General features: G+C 61.0%; 12 protein-coding genes. 5 read left to right on the forward strand and 7 right to left on the reverse strand.

Annotated elements, in window-relative coordinates:
- Positions 1-174 precede the first annotated feature (174 nt).
- Genes M0639_RS16000 through M0639_RS16010 form a run of 3 tightly spaced genes read left to right on the forward strand, consistent with a single transcriptional unit; the run spans position 175 to position 4657 of the window.
- The gene (locus tag M0639_RS16000; RefSeq protein WP_050655355.1) at positions 175-999 is read left to right on the forward strand and encodes an FAD binding domain-containing protein; all 825 of its coding nucleotides are present in this window, start codon (positions 175-177) and stop codon (positions 997-999) included.
- On the forward strand, positions 996-3689 hold the full coding sequence (locus M0639_RS16005; RefSeq protein ID WP_064075686.1) for a molybdopterin-dependent oxidoreductase: 2694 nt from the start codon (positions 996-998) through the stop codon (positions 3687-3689). Before M0639_RS16000 ends, M0639_RS16005 begins: the two co-directional genes overlap by 4 nt.
- Entirely contained in the window at positions 3686-4657 is a 972-nt protein-coding gene (locus M0639_RS16010; protein ID WP_029255495.1) for an antibiotic biosynthesis monooxygenase, read from the forward strand. The genes M0639_RS16005 and M0639_RS16010 overlap by 4 nt, the downstream gene beginning before the upstream one ends.
- An 85-nt stretch (positions 4658-4742) precedes the next feature.
- On the opposite strand, the gene M0639_RS16015 is transcribed toward M0639_RS16010, so the two are convergent.
- Positions 4743-5981 (reverse strand): HNH endonuclease signature motif containing protein, encoded by a 1239-nt coding sequence (locus tag M0639_RS16015; RefSeq protein WP_064075685.1) that lies wholly within the window; start codon positions 5979-5981, stop codon positions 4743-4745.
- A 117-nt stretch (positions 5982-6098) separates the two neighbouring features.
- A complete protein-coding gene (locus tag M0639_RS16020; protein ID WP_231915221.1) occupies positions 6099-9203 on the reverse strand; it encodes a multicopper oxidase family protein in 3105 nt (1034 codons plus the stop codon).
- Between the two features lie 317 nt (positions 9204-9520).
- Here M0639_RS16020 and M0639_RS16025 point away from each other — a divergent pair, with 317 nt between their 5' ends.
- Positions 9521-10132: a VOC family protein gene (locus M0639_RS16025; RefSeq protein WP_064075683.1), complete on the forward strand. Its 612-nt coding sequence runs from the start codon at positions 9521-9523 to the stop codon at positions 10130-10132.
- 34 nt (positions 10133-10166) lie between these two features.
- On the opposite strand, the gene M0639_RS16030 is transcribed toward M0639_RS16025, so the two are convergent.
- Both M0639_RS16030 and M0639_RS16035 read right to left on the reverse strand, forming a co-directional pair.
- A complete protein-coding gene (locus M0639_RS16030) occupies positions 10167-11180 on the reverse strand; it encodes a cation diffusion facilitator family transporter (RefSeq protein ID WP_042449543.1) in 1014 nt (337 codons plus the stop codon).
- Entirely contained in the window at positions 11177-11599 is a 423-nt protein-coding gene (locus M0639_RS16035) for an ArsR/SmtB family transcription factor (protein ID WP_003942406.1), read from the reverse strand. The genes M0639_RS16030 and M0639_RS16035 overlap by 4 nt, the downstream gene beginning before the upstream one ends.
- A 109-nt stretch (positions 11600-11708) precedes the next feature.
- Here M0639_RS16035 and M0639_RS16040 point away from each other — a divergent pair, with 109 nt between their 5' ends.
- The gene (locus M0639_RS16040; protein WP_029255500.1) at positions 11709-12134 is read left to right on the forward strand and encodes a nitroreductase/quinone reductase family protein; all 426 of its coding nucleotides are present in this window, start codon (positions 11709-11711) and stop codon (positions 12132-12134) included.
- A gap of 60 nt (positions 12135-12194) precedes the next feature.
- Here the strand turns inward: M0639_RS16040 and M0639_RS16045 are convergent, their stop codons facing one another.
- The 3 genes from M0639_RS16045 to M0639_RS16055 all read right to left on the reverse strand — a co-directional run bounded on the left by M0639_RS16045 (position 12195) and on the right by M0639_RS16055 (position 13271).
- Positions 12195-12581: a DUF2784 domain-containing protein gene (locus tag M0639_RS16045; RefSeq protein WP_042449546.1), complete on the reverse strand. Its 387-nt coding sequence runs from the start codon at positions 12579-12581 to the stop codon at positions 12195-12197.
- Between the two features lie 73 nt (positions 12582-12654).
- Entirely contained in the window at positions 12655-12915 is a 261-nt protein-coding gene (locus M0639_RS16050; RefSeq protein WP_223304508.1) for an SRPBCC family protein, read from the reverse strand.
- A gap of 62 nt (positions 12916-12977) precedes the next feature.
- A complete protein-coding gene (locus tag M0639_RS16055; protein ID WP_064075682.1) occupies positions 12978-13271 on the reverse strand; it encodes a DUF1905 domain-containing protein in 294 nt (97 codons plus the stop codon).
- Positions 13272-13275: the final 4 nt, after the last annotated feature.

Raw genomic sequence — 13275 nt, forward strand, 5'->3', positions numbered from 1 at the left:
CTCTCAAGCAGTCGTACCCAGAATCGGCAAGCGCATGCACCGCCCCACCAGTCGATGTCACGTACGTATCGCTCATGTTTCGCGTGCCCGATATGTACTAAAAGTGTGAATGCGTCTCGTCACCTCGGTAATGTCCCACTCCGAGAAGACACATCCCCCGAGGGGAGCAGGCGCATGGACATCACCACCATTACCGACGTGATACGCCGACCACCGGATCGCCCAGGGGACGTGTGGCGTCCCGGCGACGCCTGGCTCGCGGGAGGAACGTGGCTGTTCTCAGCAGAACAACCCGACACGCGTCGACTGGTCGACCTCACCGCGCTCGGTTGGACACCACTGGAGGTCGGCCCGACTCATTTCGGTGTCGGAGCTACGTGCACCGTTGCCGAACTGTATGCGTTTGTCCCGCCGGACAATTGGCGTGCGAGTCCACTTATTCGCGTCAGCTGCGAGTACTTCCTCTCGTCTTTCAAGGTGTGGAATTCGGCCACCGTAGGCGGCAACATCTGCATGTCGCTTCCGGCCGGACCGATGATCACCCTGGCAGTTGCACTCGAGGCTTCGTTCACACTATGGGCCACCGACGGAAAAGTGAGGACCGTCGACGCGTGCGACTTCGTGACCGGTGACCACCAGAATGTCCTGGAGCCGGGCGAAGTCCTTCGGAGCATCGAGTTCCCGGTGCACGCACTCACCAAACGGCACGCCCACCGCCGCTTCAGTCTCACGCACCTCGGCCGTTCGACGATCTTCATGATCGCGACGCAGACTCCTGGCGCCGACGACTTTCACCTCACCATCACCGCCGGCACCACCCATCCGATCCGGCTGACGTTCGACACCATGCCGGACGAGCACTCTCTGCGACGAGCCGTCGACTCCATTTCGGCCGACATTTGGTTCGACGATCCCAACGGAACCCCAGACCACCGCCTCCACCTCGCCCGCCACTACGCCGACGAGCTCCGAAACGAACTCACGGGGAGCCAGTCATGAGCTACACGGTGAACGACCGGCAGTTCCACGAGGAGCCGTTCCCGGGACAGTGTCTCCGGACGTTTCTTCGGCACCTCGGACACCACGGGGTGAAGAAGGGGTGCGACGGCGGGGACTGCGGGGCGTGCACAGTGTGGCTCGACGGAACACCGATACACAGCTGCATCACGCCCGCCTTTCGCGCCGACGGTCGCGCGGTAACCACGATCGAGGGACTCGGCACGCCCGAAGATCTCCATCCGATTCAGCAGCAGTTCCGGGATGCACCCGGCTTTCAGTGTGGGTTCTGCACCGCCGGGATGATCATGACCTCGGCGGCGCTCACCGACGCGCAGAAAGAAGACTTGCCGCGAGCGCTCAAGGGAAACCTGTGCCGCTGCACCGGTTACCGATCCATCGAAGACGCGGTCAACGGTGTCGGTGCTATCGAAGTTGCCCTCCCGGGACAGGCCGTCGGAACCAGCGTCGGGGCGCCGGCGGCCACCGACGTGGTGACCGGCCGAGCCGAATACACTATGGACACCGCCATCGACGGCATGCTGCACCTGAAAGTGCTGCACTCGCCTCACGCACATGCACGCATCACCTCCATCGACACCACCGAGGCGCTCGCCGTCCCCGGTGTCCATCGCGTCTACACCTGGAAAGACGTGCCGCGCAAGCTCTTCACCACGGCAATACATACCGACCACCTTGTCGATCCGGACGACACCTACATTCTCGACAACGTCGTGCGGTTCGTGGGTCAGCGTGTAGTGGCCGTCCTCGCCGACTCCGTCGTCGCTGCGGAAGAAGGCCGTCGGAAGGTGAAGGTCGATTACGAGATCCTGCCTTCCGTGTTCGATCCGGAAGAGGCCATGGCCGACGGCGCTCCAGCCCTGCACGGATCCGACGATCCCTTTGTTCGAGATCCCGAGCACAACATCCTGCTCGAACTTCACGGTCACGTGGGCGACGTCGAGGCCGGGTTCGCCGAGGCCGACGTCATCCACGAAGGCACCTACTTCTCGCCGCGGGTTCAGCACGCGCACCTCGAGACGCACGGTTCGATCTCCTGGATGGAAGACGGACGCCTTCACGTTCGCACAAGTTCGCAGTCCCCCTCCATCGCCAAGGTCAAACTCGCCCATCTCTTCGACCTCCGCCCGGATCAGCTACGCGTGTTCTGCAAACGCGTGGGCGGCGGGTTCGGAGGAAAACAGGAAGTGATCAGCGAGGATCTGGTGGCGCTCGCCACCCTCGACACCGGTCGTCCCGTCTGCCTCGAGTTCACCCGAGAAGAAGAGTTCACCACCGCCTCGCCGCGTCATCCGATGAAGCTCACGATCAAGCTCGGTGCCAAGTCTGACGGAACCCTCACGGCATTTCAGTACCGAAACATCTCGAACACCGGTGCGTACGGAAACCACGGTGGAGAGACACTCTTTGCCGGCGGCGCGGCGGTCTCGCTCTACCGCTGCGCCAACAAGAAGTTCGATGCGTATTCCGTGTACACCAACAATGTTCCGAGCGGCGCTCTACGTGGGTACGGGATGACGCAACCGGCCTTTGCCGTGGAATCGGCCATGACCGAATTGGCCATCGCGCTGGACATGGATCCGCTCGAACTGCGTCGACGCAATATCGTCCGACCGGGCGATTCGCTGATCGCACTCGAAGACGGCCCAGACGATGTGATCTTCACCGAAGACGGACTGGGGCAATGCATAGATCTGATCGACGCCGCGTTGAAGCGCCAACCGGTTCCCTCGCTCGGAGCGGATTGGCTGATCGGCACCGGCACTGCCAGTTCACTACACGAGACCGCGCCACCCACCGAGCACATTTCCGAGGTTTGGCTCACCCTCGGCGAAGACTGTGTATACGAACTTGCCATCGGCACAGTCGAATTCGGTGAGGGAACTTCTACCGCCCACGTGCAGATCGCCGCGAATCAGCTGGGCACAACACCGTCACGTGTACGAATCATTCAGTCGGACACCGACCGAACCGGTTTCGACACAGGCGCTTTCGCCAGCGCCGGCCTGTTTGTCGCTGGGAACGCGGTACTTCGCGCGTCGAATGCGCTCCGCGATCGCCTACTTGCCTTCGCCGCGCACCACACCGGCGTGTCGATTGACCAGTGCTCGATGGACGACGACAAGATCGTCTGCGGTAGTACTCGATTAACACTGCAAGAGATACTCGAGGCCGCACGCCCGCGCGGGATCCGATTCACCGAGGCGCGGAAGGCATACGGATCTCCGCGCAGCGTGGTGTCCAACACTCATGGCTTCCGGATTGCCGTCCATCGCATCACCGGCGAGATCCGCATTCTCTACAGCGTCCAAGCCACCGACGCTGGGGTGATCATCAATCCGGCGCAGGTGCGGGGACAGATCGAAGGTGGCGTCGCCCAGGGCGTCGGCTTCGCACTCACCGAGAACTTCCACGTAGACGCAAACGGCGCGATGATGAACCCGAATCTACGTAACTACCGGATCCCGACATATGCAGATATCCCACGCACGGAGGTGATCCTCGTCGAGTCATCAGACTCCGTCGGCCCACTCCGCTCCAAGGGCATGGCGGAGTGCTGCATCAATCCGGTTGCCCCTGCATTGGCGAACGCACTGCAGGATGCAACCGGGTCACGATTCCGGTCACTACCGCTCACCCCGGAACGCATCTACTCAGGCCTGAACCGATGACCGCGAACACGTCGGCGGACAGCGCCGCGACGGTCATCATCGGCCAGCGAGTGCGTGCCGGACTGGAGAAAGAATTCGAGGTCTGGCAGAAAGATCTCAACCGAGCCGCCGCAGATTATGCAGGCTTCCTCGGGGCAGAAATCGCTGCTCCGACGCCCACCCAACCTGATTGGGTGATCGTGTATCGATTCGACTCCATCGCTCATGTTCAGGCGTGGATCAACAGCGCGACGAGGCAGGACTACCTCGACAGCGGTCGTCAGTTCTTCGACGGCCCGGCCACGCAGCAGGTAGTGAGCGGCGGGATCAGGCCTCCGGACCCACTGCTGACTGTCGTAGTGACGCACCGAGTCGGTGACGACAGCATCGACGAGTTCCTTGCCTGGCAGGATCGCCTTCGGGAGGTGGAGAGTGCTTTCGACGGATTCCGCGGCACCGAACTGTTTCGCCCCGTCGACGGTGTGCAGGATGAGTGGACCCTGCTGTATCGCTTCGACAATGCTGCCCATCTCGACACGTGGCTGACTTCCCCTGAGCGACAACAACTTCTCGCCGAGGGTCGCAAGTTCCACGACTTCGAACTGCGAACCGTCGACAATTCGTTCGGCAGTTGGTTTGCCTTCGACGAGAACGGAAACGAGGCCCCTCCACCTTCGGAGACAAAAACCTCGATCGCGGTCTGGGTCGGTCTCTACCCGACTGTCGTCTTGCTTACTTTGGCGCTGTCACCGCTGAAGCTGCCACTCTGGCTCGGATTGTTGATCGGCAACCTGTTGTCGAGCTTCATCATGAGTTTCTTCACGATGCCGTACTACGTGAATCGGCTCCTGCACCGTTGGCTGCGTCCACCTCCGGGGATTCCTGTCGCAAAAACCAACGCACAAGGGGTGGCAATCGTCGCCGCTGTGACGTTGTTCTGGGTTGTCGTCTTCTACCTCGTGACTACTCAGTTCTGGTCGCTGCCCTGAACTCTCCGGAATACGAAATGCCAGCGCATGTAACGGGGCATGATTCTTCCCCGGTGCATACGCTGGCATTTTCAGTTATGTCCGTTCACGCGGCCGTTGGTGGGCTGTTCCCGCCGATCGGCTGTTGATACAGATCGATCGACATCGGCGGATAGAACACCGTCCTCCGATCCGGGCCGATCTCCACCCGCCACTCCGTGTGGAGCAGTGTCCGGTGATGATGGCCGCACAACAAGATCAGATTGTCGAGATCCGTTGGGCCACCATCGTTCCAGTGAACAATATGATGGGCATCGCACCACCCCGACGGCGTTCCGCACCCCGGAAACGCACACCCACCATCACGAACCGCCAACGCCCGCCTCTGGGGTACCGTCGCGGTCCTTGCTTCCTTACCGCAGTCGAGCGGAACACCATTCTCGTCCAACAAGATCCGCGTCACGGTGCAGTCGCACGCCAACATCCGCGCAGTGTCGATACTGATCGGGCCCACCCAATCCGCCCACGCAAACCCGAGTTCCTCCGTCGACGGCAGGAGGTCTTTCAAAGCCTGCAGATCCGTCATGTCTTTCGCGGACGCGGTAACGGTGATGTGCGGTTTCACCCCGCCCTCGATCGGACCCAACCCCGCTCGCTCGTACCGCCGCAGTAGTTCGCAGAACCCGTCCGCCCGTCGTAATGCCGGCGTACGCGTGTCCTTCACGCCGTCCTTCTCCGGTATCGGCGCAGACAGACTCGACAACAACGTGATCGGACGCGCCCCGTTCACAGCATCCAGATCGCCCTTCACAGTGACCCGCCCGTACAAACCTTTCGACGCGTAGAACTCGTTACGCTCCGAATCCTCACCCACCGGAACGCCGTCCTCACGCTTGCCGTACTGCTTCTCGATCCGCCTAATCGCCGCCCGCACCGCATCACAATCCGCGATGTTCTTCGACGCCAACCCCAACAGAATCCCGCGAGCCTTGTCCACATCCGCCGGCGTCATGTTCTTCGGCGGATGCTGACAAAACGACGCCACCTGACGGGCTTTCAACGCATCCACGTCACCACGATGAAACGCATCCGCCACAACAGGTTCGAGCATCAACAACCGCGCCAGACTGACCAACAGGCTGCACTCACCGATCTCCAAATTCGTCGAACCATGCAACCACAGCGCGATCGCCCGAAAACCCCTCCCGCCGAGAACCTCCCGGGAAAACATCTCCACGATCAACAACACCATCCGCGACTGCAACTCGTGCCGGACACGCACCAGATCCAGAACCTCACCCTTGAGGCCCTCACCATCCAGCTGCCACGCTCCCCGACTGTCCATACCGAAAGTTTAATCGAACACACTTTCGATAACCAGAGACAAAACGGACAACTTCGAGAACAGGAAGGCTCGAGACACGTTGATATGAAACTACTTTCAGCAACTCTCAAAACCGGATCATCGGCCGCCGAGCGGCAGAACTCCCCCGCCGACGGGATAGGGCGGCAGCGTTCCCACAAGCGTCGGTGTCAATGTGGTCGCAGACGGATCGGCACGACCGAGAGTGAATTTCCGAACTTCGGCACCCGCTCCGTTGCTGCCGCTGACGAGGAGATCCGCGCCGGTAGTCGTGCTCGTCGTGGCCACTCCCACACCCGACTCTGGAGCGGTGAACGGGTCGAAAGCTGCAACCTCCCGAAATGCCACGTCCGTCGAATGGTGATCTGGACTCTCGAGGTACATCTCGGGTGCACCGTCGAGCCTGGATCCACTCGAGAAGACGCGGATTGATCCTTCTCCTCCGAGCATGCCTGCCACTATCGACTTTGCGCCGCCCTCGGCGCCGGCCACCCAACCCGTCGACAGAGACACCCCGTCGCGGTAGCCCTGATCGAATGCCAAGAACTGCGACGTCATTACAGGACCAGCCGTATGACCTGCGTGTTCATCGGAGCCGCCCTGCGCAGCCGCCGTCGGTTCGTACAGGTCGTAGCGGAACGTCTTGATCAACGGCTCCTCGCCCGCACCCGGTGCGGTCACGATGCTCGCTCGACCGGAGTGACTGTCAACCATTCCGGTTGCGAACGTGACTCCGCTACTCGATCCCGGGTACGGCGAGAACGAACCGAATTCTGCGGGTGCGGACCTCTTGTCCGCCGGAAGGTCGGTGGAGTAAATCTTGACCTGCGACTCCATCCCTGGGCCCGAGGCAACGATGATGTTGTCCGCCAGTGCGTTTCCGTCGATATCGACTCCGCCGATGTTCACTCCGCCACGAAAACCCACATCGAAGGGGGCAAATCTTGCCAACTCGTCGGTGAACGGCACGCCGCCGACTGCGTTGTACGCCACCACTTCCGGAGCCGAGCCTGCACCTGTTCCAGCGACCAGATCAAGCACCATGTCTCCGTTCACGTCCGCCATCGCAACACTCGGGGTGCCTTCGAACGACGGGAAGGGCGTCACAGCAGTGATCAGTTTGTCGCCGTTGGCATCGAATATCTGCACCTTGGCGGGCACGCCGGCCGAACCAGGTATCGCGACGGCATATGTCGATACCTCGGGAATCACGTTGACAGTCGCCATCAAACCGTTGTCCTCGTGATTGAGTCGGTGGCAGTGAATCACAAAGGTTCCGGTGTACTCGGTGAACTTCGTTCGCAACGTCACTGACGCAGGCTCGAGAGCATTCTCATTCTCGTCAGTCACCGGCGCGGGCACGTTCACGTTGTCGATTCCCCAGGGCTGAACGCCCGTCGTGGTACCTGCGACGGGATCCACAACTTCCGTTACCTGGAAGTCGTTGACGTGAATATGCATCGGGTGTTCGTCGTTGTTGAGGTTCGTGATCTTCCATTCCTCAACGGAATTCAGTCGCGGTTGAATCAGCGGAATGTTGGGGAACGTGTTGTCGGCGAATTCGTAGGTGAAGGCCTTCGGATCACTGTTGCTGGCCTTCTCGTTTCCGAACCCACCGGACACTGTGAGGTTGCGGGTCACGTCGGGCGTCATCGCTGCGGTATCCACGAACGAGGTGTAGGTATCGAGCTTCTGTCCGAACTCGAAGGGGGTCGTCTTTCCTTCACCCTCGTCTGGCGTCGCACGGATCAACTGCTGAGTCGGGAACGTGAAGAATCCGTCCGCGTAACTGATCACCGACGGGTCGACGGTGACGGTTCCGAGTTCGGCGGGCGGATTGTCGGTACCGTTGTTGGTGTAGAGAATGCCTGGATTGCTCACCGGCTTTGCACCTTCGAGCGGTGGCATCTCCAGCACCAGATCGCCGGACTCCGGCATCGTCACTGCGATTGCGTATCGCGAGGCCGGCGGAATCACCAGCCTGGTTCCGTCCCCGTCCACGGGTGGCCTGACCTCGTCGAACGGGTTTCCGTCCTGCCCTACGATGGCGAACTTCGGATGGGCGCCGGTTGCGGTTTCCGTCAACGTGACCGGCATGTAGGCAAAGTCGCTGATGTTGGCAAGCACCCAGATCTCGGTCTGCCCCGGCTTCAGTTTCAGCGACGGCTGGAACTGACCGTTCACGGTGTACTGCACATCGCGTTGGTTGTCCGGCAGTGAGGGATCGGCCGGTACAGTCGTCGATTCACCCACGAAGCTCTGCAGATTGCCTGGAACGAATTGATTCTGTCCACGATGATTGGCCGGGGACAACGGGCCGGTGTACCAGTTGGTGAAATACTGCGCGCCCTCGGTGGTGTCCGAGAAATTCACCGGAGCAAGGCTCGGACGGTACGTCCCGTCGGCTAGTTCCGTACCGGCGGGTGGCGTCAACGTACTGACGAATTGGGGCCAGTTCGCGTCGTTGAGCTGTCGGCCCTTTCCTTTGCGGTCGAATACGAAGTTGTACTGCAGTGCCATATCGCGAATCGGAACGTCGTTTGCCGTCACGACAGGCAGATTGCCGTCCGGCCGGCCGATTTCCAGTAGCCCGGCCAGGCCCATGTACGTCTGCTGGGCGGTGAGGGTGTGCCGGTGACTGTGATACCAGTACAGACCGTTCGGCATCGTCCCCGGAATCGCGTAGTCGTACACGTTTCCCTGGCCGGCGGGAATGTTGAGCAACACGTTGTCCGCATTGCCGTCCGGACTCACGTGCACTCCGTGCGTGTGCAGATTCAGCGGAGCCGACGTCAGCGCCGGCGGATAGATCGGCACGTCCCCGCCCGCCGGTGTGAATGCCGGATCGTAGAAGTCCTGGATCGTGAGATCCTGCAAATCGTTGTCGTAATGAATGATCAATCGCTCTCCGGGATTGACGCGGAGAGTCGGCGCCGGATAGACGTCACTCGCCGAGGTCGATCCGTCCGACGCCGTACCGCGGATGACCTCGTACCCGAAGAGCAGAAAATTCGACACGGGCGCCGAAGCGGTATCGAGCGGAATCACTCCCTGATGAGCGGACAAGCGCACCTCGAGAACACCATCTCGGCTACTCAGTTTCACCGGCTCCCGGTAGTCGACGGCGGTTCCGTCCGAGCCGTAGTTCGCGCCCACCTCGGGCGCCGATTCAGCGGACGTACACGCGGCCAACGCCATCGTCATGGACACCACTACTGCTGCGGCTAACGACTTTCCTCGCAGTGCGATCACTGGTTTCCCCGTTCCATGGTGGCGTGAGATACGTCCGATCAGCGCTCATCAGCCTATCGAGAAAACATCGGCTGAACAGTACATTCACGACAAATTGCCCACCTAGTGCCCGCTCGAGCGCTTCACCTTGCAAGCAGTCTCAGCAAACCGATCAGAAATCGAGAAGCACAGCCACGGGACCCGCAATTACGTTGAAACACATGAACACACCACAGAAGTCCACTTCCGACCACACGTCGTCAATCCACGCATCAGCAGGGAGCGCCCAGATGACCACCGCGCAATCCGTGATCCTCGACGTACCCGACCTCGTCGCAGCCGAAGCCTTCTACAACGCTCTCGGCGTCGGAGATCGAATCCAGCTACGCGAATCGAACGAACCGACAACCGGGTTTCGTGGGTACACCATTTCGCTCGTCGTCTCCCAACCGAACATCGTCGACGCCTTCGTCGGCGCCGCACTCGCAGCCGGTGCCGCCGTCTTGAAGCCGGTGAAGAAATCCCTCTGGGGATACGGCGGAGTCGTCCAGGCTCCAGACGGTTCGATCTGGAAGATCGCCACGTCGTCGAAGAAGAACGACGGGCCGGCCACCCGCACGATCGACAGCCTCGTGCTGCTGCTCGGCGCCGAAGACGTCAAGGCCAGCAAGCAGTTCTACCTCGACCGCGGACTCGAGGTGTCCAAGAGCTTCGGTCGCAAGTACGTCGAATTCACCAGTGCAGCAAACAATGTGACACTCGCACTGTATGGTCGCCGCGCTTTGGCAAAGGATGCCGGGGTTGCTCCGGAAGGCACCGGATCACACCGTCTGACCGTTGCCGGCGCGTCTGGAACCTTCACAGACCCAGACGGTTTCGCCTGGGAAGCCGCCTGCGCTTGACATCAAGCACAGATCACCGGGAAGGCGGCCGGTATCAGACTTCGGAGTTGGCCGCGTCATGCGCCGGGTACGCATGCACCAAGGCAGTAGCGAGTTTGGGCACCGCGTGAGTGAGCGAATGCTCGGCGCTGTGTGCAATCGCATGAGCTTCGGCAAGTGTTGCCCGGGGATCGATGTCGAGTTCTGCATCGGCATGCAGTCGGTGTCCGATCCACCGCATCTTCAGATCACGAACACCGAGGACTCCAGGTTCGTGCATCAATGCATGCTCTGCGTCGTCCACCAACTCAGGTTCGACGCCGTCCATCAACCTCCGGAAGACGTCTCGCGCTGCAGTCCTGAGCACCGCCACGATGGCAACGGTGATGACAAGGCCGATGATCGGATCTGCCAACGGGAAACCCAGCGCAACTCCCCCCGCCCCCAGAAGGACTGCGAGCGAAGTGAATCCGTCGGTCCGAGCATGCAATCCATCGGCCACCAGGGCCGCTGAACCGATTTGCCTGCCGACCCTGATCCGATACAACGCCACCAATTCGTTTCCGATGAAACCGATCAAACCTGCCGCCGCTACCCAACCGAGGTGCTCGATCTCGACCGGGTTGATCAATCGCCTCACCGCCTCGACACCGGCGATCACTGCCGACAGTGCGATCATGGCGAGCACGAACAGTCCGGCCAAATCCTCCGCACGCCCGAAACCATAGGTATAGCGCCTGGTCGCAGCGCGCCGACCGAGCGCGAAGGCAATCCAGAGTGGGACTGCCGTGAGCGCGTCGGAGAAGTTGTGAATGGTGTCCGCCAGCAGCGCCACCGAACCCGAGATCGCCACGATCGCGACCTGAGCAACTGCGGTGACTCCGAGCGCGACAAGACTGATCTTGACCGCCCGGATGCCGATTGCGCTCGATTCCAATGCGTCGTCGACACTGTCGGCAGCGTCGTGACTGTGCGGCGAGAACACTTCGCGGACTGCCGATCGAAATCCCTTCGGCCCGTGGACATGGCGGTGGCCGTGGCCGTGGGACGTCTTGGGTTCGTGCGTCATGACGCACCTTCTTCTTGATCGGTCCGATCGACGTTCGCCGAGCGCTCCGGGTGTATCTCCCGAAGCTCACCTTCACTACGGTGATGCCCCGGCAATCCGGGTCCGGCATGCTCCGCATTGAAGACCGCATCCGTAACCAGTTGGCGCACATGGTCGTTCTCCAGGCGATAGAACACCGTCGTACCATCGCGGCGCGTTCGTACCAACCTTGCCATGCGCAATTTCGCCAGGTGCTGCGACACCGAGGGCGCCGGCTTGCCGACGCGTTCCGCCAGTTCGTTCACCGAGCACTCGCGGTCTACCAATGCCCACAAAACCTGCACACGGGTTGCGTCGGCCAGCATGCGGAACACCTCGACGACGAGGTCGACCTGATCATCGGGAAGCTTACGGCGACAAACACCACTATCTGCGTTCATACGTAGATAGTAGATCATGCTGGACGCCGAAGATGACCTCTCGTCGATTCACCAGTTGTGCAAAGCTTGGCGGCAGAGCCCTTCGCCACTCGCAGACCGGGAGACAACGATGAGTACCGACGATTGGAACGCAGGAATCATTGCGGAATTTCGGGAGAACGAGGGCAAGGTAGGTGGCCCCTTCGAAGGTGCGCCCATGGTGTTGGTCCACCACACAGGACGCAAATCCGGACGCGATTTCGTGAGTCCCATGATGTATCTGGCAGACGAGCAGGATCCGAAGACCATCTACGTTTTTGCATCCAAGGCCGGTGCCCCGACCAATCCCGACTGGTACTACAACCTCGTTGCCACCGACCAGGCAGAGGTCGAGATCGGCACCGAAACATACCCGGTCTCCGTCAGCGAAGTAACCGGCGAGAAGCGTGACCGCATCTACGACGAGCAGGCCAGTCGATACCCGGGATTTGCCGAATACGCGGAGAAGACAGCTGGGATCCGCACAATCCCGGTGGTAGCCCTGACTCGCGCGTAAATCCTGGTAGCACCTCCCAGTCGTTTCCATTCGGAAACGGCTGGGATCGTTTGTACGGAATCAGGTCGCTGAAGGGGCTTTGACCTCACCCTTCGCATGCCGTCCGAGCAGCACGTATCCTACCCAGGATCCGACAACCACTGTCGCCGCGAGCGCCTGTACAAGGCCTTCGATACTCGCCGGATAGAACACGCCGGTGATGTAGTGCGAGATGAATCCGGTGGACGGCAACTCCGCGATCCCGGCCATCCGGCGGGCCCAGTTCTCGAGATTGGTCAGCGGGCAGTCATATCCGACCGCTATCGAACCGGCTCCCCAGACGACTGCAAGTAGGTGGAAACCGATGGTACGACGCCACTTCCACGCCACGAATCCACCCAGCACCACATAGAGAACAAACCCGAAGTGAACGAACACCGTTACTACTTCGATGAGCCGATACACCATCGTCGTCTCCGCTCGTGGCGCGGAAGTCCCGCAACAACCAGACTAATCCGATGTTAGTCCTCGTAGAGGTGATCTACCCGGTGTATGCAGCGGTCGTGCGAGCAGCGGCGGCTGCAGCCGCATCCGGGTCGTCGCCCGATGCGATCGCAGCTTCGGCCCACAGTTCACTGCTTCCCGCGATGAATGCCTTGGCCTCGTCGCTCGCCGACCACTCGGGTGTCTCGAGTGGCGTCGCGATCCCCAGTTCCACGTGTCGAGCCAGCCCGAGCAGTCCCATGTCCCACCCGACGCCGACGGCACCTGGACCGTACTCGGCCCACCGATCCGGCTCCACGTCCGCGGCGTGTGCGAAGTCGAACAGAATTGCACGACGGCGCTCCTTGGTTCGGGAAAACTTCAGCGCAGGCGCTGCTGTAGATGTACCGCTACCTCTTCTCCAGCGGCGCTCTTGCCGATCGCCTTGCACAGCGCCACGCGCAGCGGAAGCCAGTGAGGTCCGTCGCCGGAGGGCATCAGCGTCGCCTCGAAGGGATGCTCACCATCGAGGGTTCCGAGCACCTTCACAGCGCGTCTGGTTCCCAGAAGTTCCGCCGAGCCGGGCACGGTCAAGAACGTTGCGAACGCACCGTCTTTCTCGATGGGAGCGGTGAACGAGTAATCGAGCGGTTGTGGAGTCTTGTCAGTGGCCATCTCG

The sequence above is a fragment of the Rhodococcus qingshengii JCM 15477 genome (assembly GCF_023221595.1).
GTDB lineage: Bacteria > Actinomycetota > Actinomycetes > Mycobacteriales > Mycobacteriaceae > Rhodococcus_F > Rhodococcus_F qingshengii.